Origin of the sequence: Altererythrobacter lutimaris, assembly GCF_013371495.1 — a bacterium.
GTDB classification, from domain to species: Bacteria; Pseudomonadota; Alphaproteobacteria; order Sphingomonadales; family Sphingomonadaceae; genus Erythrobacter; species Erythrobacter lutimaris_A.
This window is the reverse complement of sequence record NZ_JABWTA010000001.1, coordinates 1485159-1502440: the sequence shown is the minus strand read 5'-3', so window position 1 is coordinate 1502440 and position 17282 is coordinate 1485159. Positions and strand designations below refer to the sequence as shown.

Genomic DNA, 17282 nt, shown 5'->3' with positions numbered 1-17282 from the left:
GTGGAGAGCCAAGCGTGGATTTCGGAGGATACAGTGGACAGGCTTTTTCGCTTCTCGGCGATAAAGACCGCTTTGTCCTGCCTCCAGCGTTCCGCAAGGCAGTCAAAGAGTCTTCCGGCAGCCGCATTCTCTGCCTTACCAAGCATGATCGCTGGAATTGCCTGACAGGCTTCGGCCTGTCGCGCCGCGCCGACTTTGAAAAGCAGCTCGATCGCGAAGAAGAGATGGCTTACAAGTTCGGCCGCGAATTCGACCGCGAAACGCGTTCCTCCCAGCTCAATGGTTTCCGTGAAGTCGGCTTTGACGAGTCCGGCCGCTTCAACATGCCTGATTACCTGCGCGAAATCGCCAACCTTGACGACGGGCTCTATTTCCACGGCGGCGGGTCATTTTTCACGATCTGGAACCCTGCCGAGCTTGACTGCATGGGCGATGACTGGGCGGCGGCGAAAGCTGCCTGCCATGCGCTTGTCGCTGAAGCGAAGGCGAAGAAGAAATGAGCCGCGCTCTCACTCCTCAAGCGCCCGCCAGTGATGCGCCGCATGTCCCTGTATTGCTCGACGAAGTCATCGCCGCGCTCGATCCTCAGCCGGGCGATGTCATTGTCGACGCGACTTTCGGCGCCGGTGGCTACACCCGCGCATTGCTGAGCAAAGGCGCAACAGTTCACGCTTTCGATCGCGACCCAAGCGCGATCGCTGAAGGCCGCGGATGGGAAGAAGCGGGTACTACCCCTCCTCGCCTCATTCTCCATCCGCGGCGCTTTTCGGAAATGGTAGCAGCGCTAGCCGAAGCCGGGGTTAGCGAGGTTGACGGGATCGCGATGGATATCGGTGTTTCCTCGATGCAGCTCGATCAGGCTGAGCGGGGCTTTGCCTTCTCAACCGACGGCCCGCTTGATATGCGGATGAGCGGCGAAGGCGAGAGCGCGGCGGACTTTCTCAATTCGGCTGCGGAAAGCGCCATCGCCGACGTTCTTTATGAATACGGCGAAGAGCGCCAGTCGCGCCGCGTCGCACGGGCGATTGTTGCCGCGCGCCCGCTTGAAACGACCGGTGATTTAGCGCGCGTCGTACGCAAGGCGCTCGGCCACAAGCCATCAGACAAGAAAGACCCTGCGACACGCAGTTTTCAGGCGATCCGCATCCATGTGAATGCAGAGCTCGACGAGCTGCGCGAAGGCCTCAATGCCGCGGAGCAATTGCTCCGCGCGGGCGGCAAGCTTGCCGTGGTCAGCTTTCACAGCCTGGAAGACCGGATCGTCAAACGCTTCTTCCGCGAAGCAGAGGCGCGCCAGACCGGCTCGCGCCATATGCCGCAAGTCGAAACGACGCCTGCAGTCTTCGAACAAGTCTCCAAGGCCATCCGGCCCTCCTCAGAAGAGATCGCACGTAACCCCCGCGCGCGGTCTTCTGTCCTGCGCCACGCTGTGCGCACATCCACCCCTGCAAGAAAGGAAGCGGCATGATCACCCCCGGCTCACGTCTTCGTCAAATTGGCTGGGCAGTCGTGCTGGCGGCGTGCATCGGGCTGTTTCTTGCGCTGAGCTTCCGTGTCCATGCTGTGCGCAGCGAGGTGCTGCTCGCTGAACGTCAGATCATCGCGCTTGAGCGTGAGACGCTGATGCTGGAAACCGAGTTCCAGACCCGCGCGAGCCAGCGCCAACTTGCTGAATGGAATACGGTTGAATTCGGCTATCAAGCGCCGCGTCCTGACCAATATCTGATGAGCGAGCGACAGCTCGCGAGCCTGTCTGTACCGCTCGGTCCGAGCGCGCCTGCGCCGGTTCGCTTTGCGCAAGCAGACAGCGGAGCGGACGAAAACGGCGCAAGCGCGACGCGTCTCGCTTTGGTTGATGCGCCGATGGTCTCGCCTGTTTCAGGTCGTACGATCGAGCGTGTGACAGCGCAAACGTCTGAAGATTCGTCTTTCGCGGAAGCCTTTGGCGAAATTCTCACAGAGGCCGCTATCGCAGGCGCAGAGCAGGCACGGAATTTGGACGCGAGCGCGCTCAATACAAGCGCAGGCGATGGTCGCAACTATCTGTCATCCGAGGCTGCTGAATGAATGCGCTTTCTGCTAGCGCTGCCATCTCCAGCGGCAGGGTCCAGCTTGTCACATTTCGCCGCCAGTCGCTGACCACAGCGCGCTGGCGCGTGCTTTGGATCGCGCTGGTCTTTGCCGTTGTGACGCTGGCCGCGATGCTGCGGATTTCCTATCTCGGGCTTGCTGATCACGCGACTACGCGGACGAGCTTGCAGGACGCGCTTCTGCCGCCGCGGGGTGAAATCACAGACCGCAATGGTGTGCCTCTAGCACGCGCCTTTCCCGCCTATGCCCTCTGGTATAACCCCAAGGCGATGGGCGAAGATGGTTCGCCGCTTGTGCGTTCACCCGAGGCGGTGGCGGCAGAATTGGCTGCAATCTTCCCGACCATTGACGAAGCCGAAATTGCCGAGCGTCTGGCTTCTGGTCGAGCAGGTTACTTGCGCCGCCGCGTACTGCCGGAAGAGGCCAACCGCGTTCAAGCAATTGGCGAGCTCGCGCTGGAAATGCCGCGCGAGACGGACCGCCACTATCCGCAAGGCTCGATGGGCGCGCATATCCTTGGCTATATGGGCGCAGACGGGAATGGGCGGGTCGGTATGGAGCAAGTACTCAATGCCCGGCTTAAGGACCCTGAGCTGCGCGGCACGCCAGCCGCTCTCTCCATCGATATGCGAGTGCAAGGCGCGCTCGAAGACGAGCTGCGTTCAGGCATGCTTGCGGTTGATGCTCTGGGTGCGGCGGGCATCGTGCTGGACGTTGACACAGGCGAAGTCGTCGCGCTCGCTTCGCTGCCTGAATTCGATCCTAACCGGATCGATGAAGCGGGTGAAGCCAACATGTTCAACCGCGTCACCAATCAGGTCTACGAGCTTGGCTCTACCTTCAAGCCCCTTTCCATCGCAGCAGCGATCGATGCAGGCGTCGTGCGCGACATGGGCCGCGAATGGAATGCAAAGCCGGTTGAGATTGGACGTCGCTCGATCAAGGACCTCAAGCCTAAGGGCGAAACGCTCAACGTTCCGCAATCGCTGATCTATTCGTCCAACACTGTGACGGCACGCGTGGCTGACGAGCTAGGCGCTGAGCGCTTGCGCAAGACCATGATCGACCTCGGCATGAGCGAGCGGCCATACATTGAACTGCCTGCGCGCGGCCACCCGATCTGGCCGGGCGACGACTGGCCGCGTGTGCGCAATATGACTGTGAGTTACGGCCACGGTATCGCGGTGACCCCGCTTCACCTTGCGAGCGCTTATGCCGCGATGGTGAACGGCGGGATCTGGCGCCCGGCGACCTTGCACAAGCTCGATGCTGCCGATGTGCCGCTCGGGCGGCGGGTTTTCAAAGCCTCAACTTCTGCCCGAATGCGCCAGCTGCTGCGCATGATCACGCTCTATGGCACAGGCCGCAATGCGGACGCGCCCGGCTTTCGCGTGGGCGGCAAGACGGGTTCTGCTGAAAAACCAGGCAATGGCGGTTATCGCCGCTCTGCGCTCATTTCGACCTTTGCTGCGGCATTTCCGATGGACAATCCGCGCTATGTTGTGATCGCCATGCTGGATGAGCCGCGTGGAACTGTCGCGAGCTCCTACCAACGCACCGCTGCATGGAATGCCGCGCCTATCGTTGCGAAGCTCGTCCCCCGGATCGGCCCCTTGCTCGGCATTCAGCCCGATGCCACGCGCGAAGTCGACATTTCTGATCTTCGCCCTCTGGTTGAGAAGGGCAAGAGCTGATGAAGCTGGGGGCACTGGCACAAGCGGCAGGGATCGAGCTGAGCGGCGACGGTGACGTCGCCGTGACCGGTTTTGCGATCGACAACCGCAAAGTGGCTCCGGGAACAGTGTTCGGTGCTTTCAAAGGCGCGCGCTTCAATGGTGAGGACTTCATCGCCCAGGCTGTCGATGCAGGTGCTGTGGCAGTGGTGGCGCGGCAAGAAGCGAAAGTCGAAGGTGCGATCCATATCGCTGATGACGAGCCGCGCCAGGCTTTTGCGCAATTGGCGGCAAAGTTCTTTACGCCCGTCCCAGAGATCATCGTTGCTGTCACAGGTACGAACGGCAAAACGTCATGTGTCGAGATGACACGGCAGATCTGGCGTATGTGCGGAGAGCGCGCAGCGAGCATCGGGACGTTAGGCGTTACCACTCCGGATGAAAGTGTGTCTACCGGGCTAACCACGCCCGATATCGTGACATTCCTTAGCAATATGAGTGGCTTGGCGCGCGAAGGTGTGACCCGTGTTGCTTATGAGGCCTCCAGCCACGGCCTTTCGCAATTCCGCAATGAAGGGCTGCGTGTCCGCGCCGGAGCATTCACCAATTTCAGCCGCGATCACTTGGATTATCACGGCAGCATGGAAAACTATTTCCAAGCCAAGATGCGCCTTTTCGACGATGTTGTCGAGGATGGCGGCTCGGCTGTCATTGTAGCGGGCTCGTCTGATAGCGAGTGGACGAGCCGCGCTGTCGAGCACGCGCAAAAACGGCAGCTGCGCGTGCTCACGGTGGGCGAGCGGGGCGAATTTCTTCGTCTCGCCGCCCGTACCCCGACGCAATTGGGCCAGACGCTCGAGATCGAGCATGATGGCGAGACAAAAACGGTCAAGTTACCTTTGATCGGAGCCTATCAGGCAGAAAATGCGCTGACCGCGGCTGGTCTCGCGCTGGCAACTGGCGCAGACAAAAGTGCAGTCTTCGATGCGCTCGGGCGCTTGCAGCCGGTGCGTGGGCGTCTGGAGCGTGCAGCGATTTCAGCGAGCGGCGCGCCAGTCTATGTCGATTACGCGCATACGCCGGACGCGTTGGAAGCAGCCATTGCTGCGCTTCGTCCACATGTCGATGAGACAAGAGGCGGCCGCTTGATCGCGGTCTTCGGCGCAGGCGGTGATCGCGACCAGGGCAAGCGCGCTCAGATGGGGCAGGTTGCTTCGGCTGCAGCAGACCTCGTGATTGTCACAGACGACAATCCGCGCGGCGAAGACCCTGCGGTTATTCGCGGGGCCGTGCTGGAAGGCGCAAACGACAATGCGCGCGAAGTCGGAGACCGGCGCGAAGCCATCTCAGCAGGGATCGCGGAAGCGAAGGCAGCAGATGTCGTGCTCATTGCAGGAAAAGGCCACGAACAAGGCCAGATCATCGGGTCAGGAGAGGATATGAAGGTTTTGCCGTTCGACGATGTCGAAGTGGCGCGCGAATGCGCAAGCCAGATCGGAGCTGCTTCATGAGCGCACACGCACTGTTGCGGCAATGGCCGGCTAGTCCGCGTGATACTCTGCCGCACGCCTTGTGGGATGCAGCCAGCATTGCAGCAGCGACTGGCGGGACTGCGAGCCACGCGTTTCAGGCTTCGGGCGTTGAGATGGACAGCCGTGATGTGCGTCCCGGCGATGTCTTCGTTGCGCTTAAAGGCGAAGCGATGGACGGCCATCGCTTCATCGCGAAGGCGTTCGAGAACGGCGCGGTGGCTGCCATTGTCGACCGGCCTGTCGACTACCCTCATGTGCTGGTCGAGGACACGACGCAAGCCCTGCATGATCTCGCCCATGCCGCGCGCGATCGCAGCGACGCTGTGCGGATCGGAATTACCGGCTCAGTCGGCAAAACGGGTGTCAAAGAAGCAATCTTCGTGAGCTTGGACCGGGCCAGCAGAGGCGCGGCGCATCGCTCTATTCGCAGCTACAACAATCATGTCGGTGTGCCGCTTTCGCTTGCCCGGATGCCCGCGCGCAGCCGCTTTGGCGTGTTCGAGATGGGCATGAACCACGCAGGCGAGATCGCGCCTCTGGCTGAGCATGTCCGCCCGCATGTCGCGCTCATCACAACGATTGCGCCTGCGCATATCGAGAATCTCGGCAGCATGGAAGCGATCGCGGATGAGAAAGCCTCGATCTTTGACGGGCTTGCTGATGGCGGCACTGCGATCATCCCGGCGGATAGCGAGTACGCGCCCCGGATGAAGGCCTATGCCGAAAAGCTGGGGGTCAAGGTTGTGACGTTCGGCAAGGCTGCCGATGCCGATGTCCGCCTGCTCGACGCGATCCCGTCTGCCAATGGCGGCTCGCTCGTGACAGCCGATCTGGGCGATACGCGGCTATGCTATTCAGTTGCAGAGCCGGGCGAGCATTGGATCGCCAATTCGCTTGGTGTCATGGCGGCAGTCCGCGCTGCGGGCGGAGATTTGGCAGCAGCAGGCTTGGCGCTCGCTGAAATGGGCGGGCTCAAAGGGCGCGGCGCACGTCACCGGGTACCTGCCGCAGGCGGTCATGCGCTCCTTATCGATGAGAGCTACAACGCCAACCCTGCCAGCATGCGCGCCACCATGCGCCAACTGGGCCAAACGCCTGCTAGCCGGCGGGTCGCAGTGCTTGGCAGCATGAAAGAGCTGGGCGATTTTGCCGACAAGTTCCATGCGCAGCTTGCCGAGCCGATCCATGATGCGAAAATCGATCACGTGATCCTGGTGGGCGATGAAATGCGCGCTTTGATGAGCGAACTGGGGAAAGCCTCTGCCAGTGGGATTCACAAGGGACTCTCATACGCGCATTGCATGAATCCAGCCGAGGCGATTGCGCTGCTGGAAGAGTATGGATTGGCACAGGGCGATGCGGTGCTGGTCAAAGGTTCCAACTCAGTCGGGCTTGGCACTGTGGTGTCACACTTTGCAGGCCTCGGCGGATAGAGGCGGGACAGGCTCATGCTTTACCTTCTTGCGGAATATCTGGGCTTTGACGGCATTTGGAATCTGGTGCGTTACCAGACCTTCCGCTTTGGCGCGGCGCTGATCACCGCGCTGTTCATCGGCCTGCTGATTGGTCCCAAGTTCATCAACCTTCTGCGCGTACGGCAAGGCAAGGGTCAACCGATCCGTGAGGACGGTCCGCAAAGCCACCAGGCGAAGGTGGGCACGCCTACGATGGGGGGGCTAATGATCCTGATCGCGCTGACGCTCTCGCTGCTGCTCTGGATGGACCTGCGAAATCCATTTGTATGGGCCTGCCTGGCGGTCACGGCAGGCTTCGGCTTGATCGGTTTCCTCGACGATTATGACAAGGTTACCAAGAACAGCCATCGCGGCGTCTCCGGCAAAGTGCGCTTATTGTTCGAATTCATTGTCGCAGGCATCGCGAGCTACATTATTGTCGGCCAGATCAGCACGGATCTCTACGTCCCGTTTTTCTCGGACGTGAGCATTCCTTTGGGGCCGTTCTATTACGTCTTTGCCGCAACTCTGATTGTCGGGTTCGGCAATGCGGTGAACCTGACCGATGGGCTGGACGGCCTCGCGATCATGCCAGTTATTATCGCGGCGGGCACATTCGCGTTGATTGCCTACCTTGTGGGCCGCGTGGACTATTCAGAATATCTCGGCATCCCGCATGTACCGGGAGCAGGCGAGCTTGCGATCTTTTGCGCGGCCATTGTCGGGGGAGGGCTGGCCTTCCTGTGGTTCAATGCTCCGCCCGCAGCGGTGTTTATGGGCGACACGGGTTCGCTGGCGTTAGGTGGCGCGCTTGGCGCAGTCGCTGTCGCTGCGCATCACGAGATCGTATTGCTCATCGTCGGCGGCTTGTTCGTAGTCGAGACCGCCAGCGTCATCATTCAGGTTTTCTGGTTCAAGCGGACGGGTAAGCGCATTTTCCGCATGGCGCCGATCCACCACCATTTCGAACAGCTCGGTTGGAGTGAGAGCAAGGTCGTGATCCGTTTCTGGATCATTGCGATTGTGCTCGCGATGGCGGGCCTTTCAACCTTGAAGCTGAGGTGAGAACGAAGTCGTGATCACCTCCACCGCCTTTGCCGGGAAGAAATACGCGGTCCTCGGGCTCGCGCGTTCCGGCGCGGCGGCGGCAGAGAGCCTGCTGGCGAGCGGTGCGGAGGTTCTCGCATGGGACCGGCAAGATAATGCGCGCGAAGCTTTAGAGGGTCGCTGCGAACTGGCGGATCCATTGGAGCGCGATCTTACCCGGTTTGCGGGCGTTGTCGTTTCACCCGGCGTGCCGCTCAACACGCATCCGATCAAGCCGCATGCCGAGAAATATGGCGTGCCCGTGATTGGCGATATCGAGCTTTTTGCGCAGGCGCGCGCAGAGCTGCCGCTGCACAAGGTCGTCGGCATTACCGGCACCAACGGGAAATCGACCACGACCGCGTTGGTGCATCATATCCTTAGAACTGCAGGCATACCGACCGTGATGGGTGGCAATATCGGCATTCCGATCATGGAGCAGGATCCTTTGCCCGAAGGCGGGGTCTATGTGCTGGAGCTGTCGAGCTATCAGATCGATCTGACGCAGTCGCTCGATTGCGATGTAGCGGTGCTACTCAACATCACGCCTGACCATTTAGATCGGTATGATGGTAGCTTTGAAAAGTATAAGGCATCGAAGCTTAGCCTATTCCAAATGCAGTCATCGGAGAATGTCCGATTGGATCTGATCGATCAGAGTCAAGCGCATGATCTGAGCGAGCGTCAGTCAGGTTGGCCAGCGCTTCAGGGACCGCACAACGCGCAGAATGCGATCGCTGCGATCAAGACTTGCCAGGCATTATGTGTCTCGGAAGGCGCAATTGATGCCGGGTTGAGTTCATTTGCTGGCCTCCCGCATCGCATGGAGCTTGTTGCAGAGCACGAAGGCGTGCTCTTCATTAATGACAGCAAGGCGACCAATCCGGACAGCGCGGCTCCGGCGCTTGCGGCCTACCCGCCAGCAGAAGGCGGACGCCCGCGTATTCACTGGATCGTCGGCGGATTGCCCAAGGAAGATGGGATAGGCCCATGTGAAGACCATCTCAGCAACGTCGCCGCTGCTTACACCATTGGCGAGGCTGGTCCGCGCTTTGCCGAACTGCTTGAGGGCAAAGTCCCGGCTGTCCACCGCTCCGAATTGCTTTGCGAAGCAGTACGAACCGCCGCCGAAAATGCGCAATTCGGGGACGTCGTTCTCCTTTCACCGGCCTGCGCGAGCTTCGACCAATTCCGTGACTTCGAAAAGCGCGGCGAACACTTCCGCCAGGTCGTCAGCGTTGTCGTCGGCGATGAGAGCATTGCGACCACACCGCATCCAGAAGAGCATCTCGCATGAATATGCCGCGTCCTTATATCCCGCATGCACCGGGCGCACGGATCGACACCTCGGCCTTCAAGGGCCATTGGCGTGACGAGTTGCGCATATGGTGGCGCGAGATCGACAAGGTCTTGCTCGGCCTCGTGCTGCTGCTGATGGGCATTGGCGCGGTGGCGGTTGCCGCTGCCTCACCAGCGAGCGCGAACCGGCTTTCAACGTCAGCTGTGACGCTCGATGATCTCTATTTCTTCAAGCAGCACATTGTTTGGCAGATGATGGGGCTGGTGGCGCTGTTTGGCACATCCTTGCTCAGCCGCGATAATGCGAGGCGGCTGGGGATCGTGCTGGCCGCAGCCATGCTGGTCATGCTGTGCCTCGTCCTGTTCATCGGGTTCGAGCGCAACGGCGCAACGCGCTGGATCAATCTCGGCTTCTCGTTCCAGCCATCGGAGTTTCTGAAACCCGCCTTCGCGATCGCACTGGCGTGGATCCTTTCATGGCGATTGCGCGATCCCGGTCTGCCAGTGCTTGCAGCTGTCACAGGGCTCATGGTGATCGTAGCGTTTCTCCTGATGCTGCAGCCGAACCTCGGCGCCACATTGCTGTTCAGCGGAGTATGGTTTGTGCTGGTGCTGCTCTCAGGCGTTTCCGTTCAGCGGTTGAGCTTGCTGGTCGGCGGCGGTGTCGCGCTGCTGACTTTCGCCTATTTCTTCTATGACAATGCGCGCTATCGCATCGACAGTTTCTTCGGTGGCGGCACCGCGTTTGACCAGGTGGACCTGGCGCAGCGCACACTGCTGGCAGGCGGTTGGACGGGCAGCGGCTTGTGGCTCGGCACGCGCAAGATGAGCCTGCCGGAAGCGCATACAGACTACATCTTCAGCGTGATCGGCGAAGAGTTCGGCCTGATCATCTGCGCGCTGATCGTGCTGCTCTATCTCGCCATCCTGCTGCGCGTATTGATCCGCATGGTCGATGAAGAGAACCTGTTCGTGCTGCTCGCAAGTGCAGGGCTTGTCACACAGGTCGGCGGGCAGGCTTTCATCAACATCCTCGTCAATCTGCAGCTCTTTCCGTCCAAGGGCATGACGCTGCCGCTCATCAGTTATGGCGGTTCATCCACCATTGCAGTTTGCCTCACTATAGGTCTGCTGCTCGCGATCACCCGGCGCAATCCGTATTTGAAACGGGAAACGCCGGGGCTTCGCACATTATTTGGGTCGAAAACAGAAATGCGTGGGGAGAAAACGGCATGACGGCACCGGCACCGACCGGCGCGAGCCGACATTATGTTCTGGCAGCAGGCGGCACGGGCGGGCACATGATCCCGGCCTTTGCTCTTGCTGCAGAGCTCACCCAGCGCGGGCATCACATTGCGCTGATCACTGATCAGCGCGGCGCGCAGCTTCCGGGCAAGCCGGAATTCCTGCCTGCGCATGTCCTGCCAGCAGGCCGTTTCGGCAAGAACCCGCTGCGCTGGATTGGCGGTATACGCTCTGTGCTCGAAGGGCGGCGCATGGCGCTGCGTCTGTTCGATGCGTTCGAGCCGAGCGCTGTTATCGGTTTCGGCGGATATCCCGCTTTGCCTGCGATGCTTGCGTCAACTTCGGCTGGCATTCCGACTATCGTGCACGAGCAGAATGCTGTGCTTGGCCGTGTGAACCGCCTGATGGCCGGGCGAGTGGATGCCATCGCGACGAGCTATCCCGATGTTGAGCGGTTCAAGGACAAACATCTGGTGAAGTCGCATTTGGTCGGCAACCCCGTGCGCGAAGAAGTGCTCGCGCTGCGCAAGGAAGAATTCCCCGCCTTTACTGAAGACGGCATTCTGCGCGTTCTTGTGACCGGCGGGAGCCAGGGCGCAAGTATTCTCTCGCAAGTGGTGCCGGACGGGCTCGCTATGCTGCAGCCCGCTCTGCGCCAGCGCCTGCAAGTCACGCAGCAATGCCGCCCTGAAGACTTGGATGCTGTGCGCGAACGCTATCGTAATCACGATATTCCGGCCGAACTCGGCACATATTTCGAAGACATGGAAGCTCGACTTGCCGACTGTCACCTGTTCATTGGCCGCGCAGGCGCATCAACTATTGCTGAACTGACGGCGGTTGGACGTCCCGCGATCCTCATCCCGCTGCCCATTGCAACCGATGACCATCAGGCCGCGAATACACGTGAAATGGTAAAGGCAGGCGGCGCGCGGATGATCCGGCAGGAGCGCTTCACGCCCAAAGAGCTCGCCAAGCAAATCCAGGCCATGGCGCAAAACCCCAGCAGCCTCGGCAATGCAGCCCATGCTGCGTGGAACTGCGGGCGGCCCGATGCAGCAAAGGATCTCGCTGATCTGGTCGAAAGCTTTGGTGGGGTCGACATGATGGATGTGATCAAGGTTGGCGGCAAAGAACCGGCACGGGCAAGCGGGAAGACTCAGACCAGCCACGGCAAGACAATGCTGCGCGAAGTGAAAGAGCGCATCGCTGAGGAGTATGCCGGGTGAGAGGCGTTCCTACTGACATCGGTACGGTCCATTTCGTCGGCATTGGCGGGATCGGCATGTCAGGCATTGCAGAAGTGATGCACAATCTCGGCTACACCGTGCAGGGCAGCGATCTTGCGGAAGGTCCTAGTGTTGAGCGGCTGCGCAAGCGCGGGATCACAGTGCATATCGGGCATGAACGCGAGAATGTAGACGGCGTGGCGGTTGTCGTTACCTCCACAGCCGTCAAACGTACCAATCCTGAAGTTGCTTTCGCGCTTGAAAACCGCATCCCGGTCGTGCGCCGCGCAGAAATGCTCGCAGAACTCATGCGCTTAAAGTCCACCGTCGCGGTGGCAGGCACGCATGGCAAGACGACCACCACCAGCATGATCGCGGCCTTGCTTGATCGCGGAGAGATTGATCCGACTGTCATCAATGGCGGGATTATCGAGCAATATGGCTCCAACGCGCGTCTAGGCGATAGTGACTGGATGGTGGTGGAAGCCGATGAAAGCGATGGCAGCTTCCTGCGGCTTGACGGGACGATTGCGGTCGTCACCAATATCGATCCGGAGCATCTGGATCACTATGGCGACTTCGAAGGCGTTAAGAAGGCCTTCGTCGAGTTCATTCACAATGTGCCGTTTTATGGTGCAGCTGTGCTGTGCATTGACCACCCGGAAGTTCAGGCGGTTATCGGGCAAGTGCGCGACCGCAAGGTCGTGACTTACGGCTTTTCGCTGCAGGCTGACATTTGCGGCGTGAACATTTGTCCCACCGCAGGCGGCAATACATTCGATGTAATCGTGCGCCAACGCGGGGAAGAGGACCGCCGGATCGAAGGCGTGAAGCTGCCCATGCCGGGCCGTCACAACGTCCAGAATGCTCTTGCGGCGATTGCCGTGGCGATCGAGATGGGCTGCCCTGACGAGGTTATCCGAGAAGGTTTCGGACAATTTACCGGAGTGCGCCGCCGCTTTACCAAAATGGGCGAAGCTCTTGGTGCAACCATCATCGATGACTATGCGCACCATCCGGTGGAGATTCAGGCAGTGCTTGGCGCAGCGCGCGAAGCAGCGGAGGCAAGCGGTGAAGGGCGCGTCATCGCCATTGCGCAGCCACATCGCTACACACGCCTGCGCGATCTGATGGACGAGTTCCAGTCCTGCTTTAATGAAGCCGATCAGGTTTACATCACGCCAGTATACCCCGCAGGCGAAGACCCGATTGAAGGCATTGATGCCGATGCTCTGGTAACAGGTCTCAAGTCTCGCGGACACCGCCAGGCAGCAACTACTGCAGACATCGAAGCCCTTGCCGCAGCTCTGCGCGAGGACTTGCAGGCTGGCGACGTCGTCGTTTGTCTCGGCGCGGGGGATATCACCAAGTGGGCGGCTGGCCTCGCTGGCAAAATCGCTCAACAAGGCGGTGCATGACAGTGAACCAGCCTGAAAGCCTTTGGATGACGGATAGCGGCAGCGCGCCGGACTGCTCGGTCGAAGGTGCTGTCGAAGCGCCTGTTCCGATTGACGGGCTGCGCGGCAAGCTGACGCATGATGCGCCGCTGGCCAAGCTCGTCTGGTTCAAGACCGGCGGCCATGCGGACTGGCTGTTCGAACCGGCTGATCTGGATGATTTGCGCAACTTCCTTGAACGGCTCGCTGAAGGCACTCCGGTCATGGCGCTGGGACTCGGCTCCAACATGATCATCCGCGATGGCGGAGTGCCGGGTGTTGTTGTGCGGCTCGGCAAGGCATTTGCTCAAGTGAAGGACCTTGGCGATTTCCGCCTGCAATGCGGCGGCGGGGCGAGCGGTATTCTCGTCTCCTCCACCGCGCGCGATGCAGGGATTGCAGGGCTGGAATTTCTGCGCGGTATTCCCGGCACTGTCGGCGGTTTCGTTCGGATGAATGGCGGCGCTTACGGGCGCGAAGTCGCAGACGTGCTGATCGACTGCGATGTCGTGATGCCTGATGGCGTGCTTGTCACACTGCCCGCTGCTGATCTCCAATACACCTACCGCCACTCAGCTCTGCCTGATGGCGCGGTCGTCGTGTCCGCGCGTTTTAAGGGCACCGCCGGCGATCCTGCGGAAATCGGCGCGGAAATGGACCGTATTGCCGATGCGCGCGAGCAATCTCAGCCCTTGCGCACTAAAACAGGCGGCTCGACCTTCAAGAACCCTGAAGGACACAAGGCCTGGCAGTTGGTGGATGCCGCCGGGTGCCGCGGGCTGAGAATGGGCGGCGCGCAAGTGAGCGAGAAGCACACCAATTTCCTTATCAATACCGGCGACGCCACCAGCGCCGATATCGAAGCGCTCGGCGAAGAAGTGCGTCGCCGTGTCTATGAGAATTGTGGCATTGAGCTGGAATGGGAAATCCAGCGGGTCGGGCGGCCATGACCACTCTCCCCAATCTCCATATTGCAGTCCTCATGGGTGGCTGGGCGAATGAACGTGAAGTCTCGCTGATGAGCGGGAAGGGCGTTGCCGATGCGCTTGGAAGCAAGGGCCACCGCGTTACCCGGATCGATATGGATCGCGATGTTGCCGCGCGGATCAAGGAAACCGCGCCTGATGTCGTGTTCAACGCGCTACACGGTGTGCCGGGCGAAGATGGCAGCGTGCAGGGCATGCTCGATTTGATGGGTGTGCCTTACACACACTCAGGCCTTGCGACGTCAGTGGTTGCGATTGACAAGCAGCTCACCAAACAAGCGCTTATTCCCCATGGCATTCCGTTTCCCGGCGGCCGTATTGTCACCCGCGCAGAGATTTTCGAGCGCGATCCACTGCCTCGTCCCTATGTGTTGAAGCCCGTCAATGAAGGCTCATCCGTCGGGGTGGCGATCGTCACAGATGCTAGCAATTACGGCAATCCGATTTCGCCTGATGCAGCCGGGCCTTGGCAAGATTTTGCTGAACTGCTCGCCGAACCGTTCATCAAGGGTCGCGAGCTTACAACCGCTGTGATCGATAGTGCTGACGGCCCTCGCGCGTTGGGCGTAACAGAGCTGATTATCGAAAGCGGTTTCTACGATTTCGAACATAAATACACGGACGGCAAGACAGTGCACGTTTGCCCGGCTGATATTCCAGTCGACATTGCCGTGCTTTGCGAAGAATATGCTTTGAAAGCCCACAAGGTGCTGGGCTGCAAGGGCACGAGTCGTACGGATTTCCGCTGGGATGACGAGCAGGGCGAAGACGGCCTGTTTGTCCTCGAAACCAACACGCAGCCAGGTATGACGCCGCTTAGCCTGGTGCCGGAACAGGCCAAGCATGCAGGCATGGAATATGCTGATCTGGTCGAAGCGATCGTCGCCGAGGCGCTTCGGGTCCACAAGAAAAAGGGAGGCGAAAATGGCGACGATTAAGCGCGGATCGAAAGGTGTACGCCGAGCCGCGCAAGCCAACAGCCGCGCGACCAAAGCGCGCAAGGCGAGAGCCAAGACCAGCGGCTTTCTCGACAGCACGATAGCGCTTCTGCCGTTTACCGAGGAACAGCTGCATCGCTTCTTTCTCGCTGTCATTCTGGGCGGCGCTGTCGCGCTTGCCTGGTTTGTTGCGACGCTCGTCGGGGTGCCTGCAATGGCGCAAGCCCAAATTGCGCATCTGGCGTCGGACGCGGGGTTTGAAGTACGCCATGTGCGGGTTTCCGGCACGGAGCGGATCAATGAAGGCAAGGTCTATGAACGCGTGCTGGCACAGCGTGACCGGCCAATGCCATCGGTCGATGTCGAGGCTCTGCGCGATGATCTCTTGCAATTGCCATGGGTCAAGGATGCGCGCGTTTCCAAACAGCTTCCGGCAACTCTCAAGGTTGATATTGTCGAGCGCGAGCCGCATGCAGTCTTACAGAAAGCCGATCATCTTGTTTTGATCGATGAAAGCGGTGTCGAACTGGAGCCGATCGCAGCCAGCAAGGCTGAGGAGATGCTACAGCTGTCTGGCGCAGGCGTGGAACGCCAGGTGCCTGATCTGGAGCACCTGCTGGAAGCGGCGCCTGCCATCCGTCCGCAAGTCTCGTCAGCTGAATGGATTGGCAATCGGCGCTGGAACCTCACATTCAAAACGGGACAGATGCTCGCGCTGCCGCAAGGCGATGATCAGGCGGCTGCGGCATTGATCGATTTTGCGCGGCTCGATGGCCAGAACCGTTTGCTTGGCGGCAAAGTCGCGACGTTCGATATGCGTGCGCCGCCGCGTCTCTATATGCGCGTTCCGGGACGCGCGGATGAAGTGCTGTCTGCTCAGGAGGGTAATCCCTGATGGCGAAGAGTTCTGCTGCGCGGGTCAATGGTCAGGCGCGGCTCAAGAAAGTGTTTGGCGCTGTCAATCCGGGCTCGTTCCGGGTCTCGGCGATGATCCTAGGCCTCACAGAGGATGATGAGCTACAAGTTTTGGGCAGTGGTCACCGTGCCAGTCAGGGGATCAAGCGCGGCTATGTGACTGACATGAAAGCGGCGACTTACGTCATCCGCGATGCCGTTGAGCGGGCAGAGAAAAATGCCGGGCACTCGATCGAATCCGTATGGGTTGGATGTGCAGGCGCAGGACTTTCAAGCGAAGTCACCCGCGTCGAGATCGAAGTCGGCGGTCGCCGGATCGAAGAAGAAGATATCGAGCATTTGCTGATCGAAGCGCGCGATGCGATCCGTCCGGATGGCCGCATGGTGCTGCACGCGCAGCCAGCGCATTATATGCTCGACGGTGCCCATGGTGTTGCAAACCCCAAAGGGCTCCACGCGGACCGCCTGGGCGTGGAAATCCACGTCATGTTCGCTGACGGCGCGCCGGTACGGAATCTCACTGAAGCAGTGCAAAACGCGCATCTGGATGTAGAAGCAGTCGTCGCAGCGCCGCTTGCCTCGGGATATGCTTGCCTGACCCCAGAAGAGCGGGAACTTGGCGTAGCGCTCGTCGAAATTGGAAGCCATGTAACCAATGTCTCTGTTTATGCAGGCGGGATGTTGCTCGGACTGAAATCGCTTCCAGGCGGTTCTGCGGACATTACTGACGCGATCGCGTCCTCCTTCGGGATTAAGCGTTCCGAGGCTGAGCGGCTGAAATGCGTCGCGGGTTCCGCGCTCGCAAGTCCCTCAGACCACCGCGAAATGATCGCAATCGCGTCGCCTGATGATGAGGGCGAGAGCACGATCGCGCGCGGTGCGGATGATAACAATCGCATTCCGCGTGCAGCGCTGGTTTCCATAGTGACGCAAAACCTCTCGCAGCTGACCACGCAAGTGCGCAGGGCCTTGAAAGAAATGGGCTTTACTGCAGGCAATGGCGGGCAAGTGGTGTTCGCTGGCGGTGGTGCCGAGCTTGCAGGTCTTGCTGAATTTGCGCAAAGTGCGCTCGCCATGCCGGTGCGGATTGGCCGACCGCCGCATTTAACGGGTCTGCCGGAAGCGCATTCGACGCCGGGTTTTGCTGCGCTTGCAGGCCTGTGTCTTTATGCAGCCGATGATCCGATTGATATTCGATCAATCGGTCCACGCTATCAGCAATCTGCACGCTATTCTGGGGGCGATGTTGTCGTTAGAATGCTGCGAGCGGTTCGCGAGTATTTTTAAAGGGATGCGGAGACATCCAAGGGTCGGCTTTAACCACTGTGGATAAGGGCTTTTGCGCTATCAACGCTGGTTACGGTTTGTGCAAAAATTAAGCTACGCGCGTATTGCGGG

15 protein-coding genes are annotated in these 17282 nt (G+C 60.0%); all 15 read left to right on the top strand.

What is annotated here, in order from left to right:
• The first annotated feature begins 14 nt into the window (after positions 1-14).
• Genes HUO12_RS07315 through ftsA form a run of 15 tightly spaced genes read left to right on the top strand, consistent with a single transcriptional unit; the run spans position 15 to position 17171 of the window.
• Complete coding sequence (locus HUO12_RS07315) at positions 15-500, top strand: division/cell wall cluster transcriptional repressor MraZ (protein ID WP_176272953.1); 486 nt, start codon at positions 15-17, stop codon at positions 498-500.
• Positions 497-1468: a 16S rRNA (cytosine(1402)-N(4))-methyltransferase RsmH gene (gene rsmH / locus HUO12_RS07310; protein WP_176272952.1), complete on the top strand. Its 972-nt coding sequence runs from the start codon at positions 497-499 to the stop codon at positions 1466-1468. The genes HUO12_RS07315 and rsmH overlap by 4 nt, the downstream gene beginning before the upstream one ends.
• A complete protein-coding gene (locus tag HUO12_RS07305) occupies positions 1465-2067 on the top strand; it encodes a hypothetical protein (protein WP_176272951.1) in 603 nt (200 codons plus the stop codon). The genes rsmH and HUO12_RS07305 overlap by 4 nt, the downstream gene beginning before the upstream one ends.
• Entirely contained in the window at positions 2064-3785 is a 1722-nt protein-coding gene (locus HUO12_RS07300; RefSeq protein ID WP_176272950.1) for a peptidoglycan D,D-transpeptidase FtsI family protein, read from the top strand. Before HUO12_RS07305 ends, HUO12_RS07300 begins: the two co-directional genes overlap by 4 nt.
• On the top strand, positions 3785-5275 hold the full coding sequence (locus tag HUO12_RS07295; RefSeq protein WP_176272949.1) for a UDP-N-acetylmuramoyl-L-alanyl-D-glutamate--2,6-diaminopimelate ligase: 1491 nt from the start codon (positions 3785-3787) through the stop codon (positions 5273-5275). The genes HUO12_RS07300 and HUO12_RS07295 overlap by 1 nt, the downstream gene beginning before the upstream one ends.
• Positions 5272-6729, top strand: coding sequence for a UDP-N-acetylmuramoyl-tripeptide--D-alanyl-D-alanine ligase (locus HUO12_RS07290; protein WP_176272948.1), 1458 nt, complete (start codon positions 5272-5274; stop codon positions 6727-6729). The genes HUO12_RS07295 and HUO12_RS07290 overlap by 4 nt, the downstream gene beginning before the upstream one ends.
• A gap of 15 nt (positions 6730-6744) precedes the next feature.
• Complete coding sequence (mraY, locus tag HUO12_RS07285) at positions 6745-7815, top strand: phospho-N-acetylmuramoyl-pentapeptide-transferase (RefSeq protein ID WP_176272947.1); 1071 nt, start codon at positions 6745-6747, stop codon at positions 7813-7815.
• Positions 7816-7825: 10 nt separating this feature from the next.
• Positions 7826-9133, top strand: coding sequence for a Mur ligase family protein (locus tag HUO12_RS07280; protein WP_176272946.1), 1308 nt, complete (start codon positions 7826-7828; stop codon positions 9131-9133).
• Complete coding sequence (locus HUO12_RS07275) at positions 9130-10371, top strand: FtsW/RodA/SpoVE family cell cycle protein (protein ID WP_232367335.1); 1242 nt, start codon at positions 9130-9132, stop codon at positions 10369-10371. The genes HUO12_RS07280 and HUO12_RS07275 overlap by 4 nt, the downstream gene beginning before the upstream one ends.
• A complete protein-coding gene (gene murG, locus HUO12_RS07270) occupies positions 10368-11609 on the top strand; it encodes an undecaprenyldiphospho-muramoylpentapeptide beta-N-acetylglucosaminyltransferase (protein ID WP_176272945.1) in 1242 nt (413 codons plus the stop codon). Before HUO12_RS07275 ends, murG begins: the two co-directional genes overlap by 4 nt.
• Positions 11606-13027: a UDP-N-acetylmuramate--L-alanine ligase gene (murC, locus tag HUO12_RS07265; RefSeq protein WP_176272944.1), complete on the top strand. Its 1422-nt coding sequence runs from the start codon at positions 11606-11608 to the stop codon at positions 13025-13027. Before murG ends, murC begins: the two co-directional genes overlap by 4 nt.
• Positions 13024-13995 carry a UDP-N-acetylmuramate dehydrogenase gene (gene murB, locus HUO12_RS07260; RefSeq protein ID WP_176272943.1) on the top strand — a complete coding sequence of 324 codons (972 nt, stop codon included), beginning with the start codon at positions 13024-13026 and terminating at the stop codon, positions 13993-13995. The genes murC and murB overlap by 4 nt, the downstream gene beginning before the upstream one ends.
• Positions 13992-14969: a D-alanine--D-alanine ligase gene (locus HUO12_RS07255; RefSeq protein ID WP_176272942.1), complete on the top strand. Its 978-nt coding sequence runs from the start codon at positions 13992-13994 to the stop codon at positions 14967-14969. The genes murB and HUO12_RS07255 overlap by 4 nt, the downstream gene beginning before the upstream one ends.
• The gene (locus tag HUO12_RS07250) at positions 14956-15864 is read left to right on the top strand and encodes a cell division protein FtsQ/DivIB (protein WP_176272941.1); all 909 of its coding nucleotides are present in this window, start codon (positions 14956-14958) and stop codon (positions 15862-15864) included. The genes HUO12_RS07255 and HUO12_RS07250 overlap by 14 nt, the downstream gene beginning before the upstream one ends.
• Entirely contained in the window at positions 15864-17171 is a 1308-nt protein-coding gene (ftsA, locus tag HUO12_RS07245) for a cell division protein FtsA (protein ID WP_176272940.1), read from the top strand. Before HUO12_RS07250 ends, ftsA begins: the two co-directional genes overlap by 1 nt.
• Positions 17172-17282 lie beyond the last annotated feature (111 nt).

Coding starts and splice junctions, on each gene's coding strand:
- rsmH (WP_176272952.1), top strand. CDS start 497: ATGAGCCGCGCTCTCACTCCTCAAGCGCCCGCCAGTGATGCGCCGCAT.
- HUO12_RS07305 (WP_176272951.1), top strand. CDS start 1,465: ATGATCACCCCCGGCTCACGTCTTCGTCAAATTGGCTGGGCAGTCGTG.
- HUO12_RS07300 (WP_176272950.1), top strand. CDS start 2,064: ATGAATGCGCTTTCTGCTAGCGCTGCCATCTCCAGCGGCAGGGTCCAG.
- HUO12_RS07295 (WP_176272949.1), top strand. CDS start 3,785: ATGAAGCTGGGGGCACTGGCACAAGCGGCAGGGATCGAGCTGAGCGGC.
- HUO12_RS07290 (WP_176272948.1), top strand. CDS start 5,272: ATGAGCGCACACGCACTGTTGCGGCAATGGCCGGCTAGTCCGCGTGAT.
- mraY (WP_176272947.1), top strand. CDS start 6,745: ATGCTTTACCTTCTTGCGGAATATCTGGGCTTTGACGGCATTTGGAAT.
- HUO12_RS07275 (WP_232367335.1), top strand. CDS start 9,130: ATGAATATGCCGCGTCCTTATATCCCGCATGCACCGGGCGCACGGATC.
- murG (WP_176272945.1), top strand. CDS start 10,368: ATGACGGCACCGGCACCGACCGGCGCGAGCCGACATTATGTTCTGGCA.
- murB (WP_176272943.1), top strand. CDS start 13,024: ATGACAGTGAACCAGCCTGAAAGCCTTTGGATGACGGATAGCGGCAGC.
- HUO12_RS07255 (WP_176272942.1), top strand. CDS start 13,992: ATGACCACTCTCCCCAATCTCCATATTGCAGTCCTCATGGGTGGCTGG.
- HUO12_RS07250 (WP_176272941.1), top strand. CDS start 14,956: ATGGCGACGATTAAGCGCGGATCGAAAGGTGTACGCCGAGCCGCGCAA.
- ftsA (WP_176272940.1), top strand. CDS start 15,864: ATGGCGAAGAGTTCTGCTGCGCGGGTCAATGGTCAGGCGCGGCTCAAG.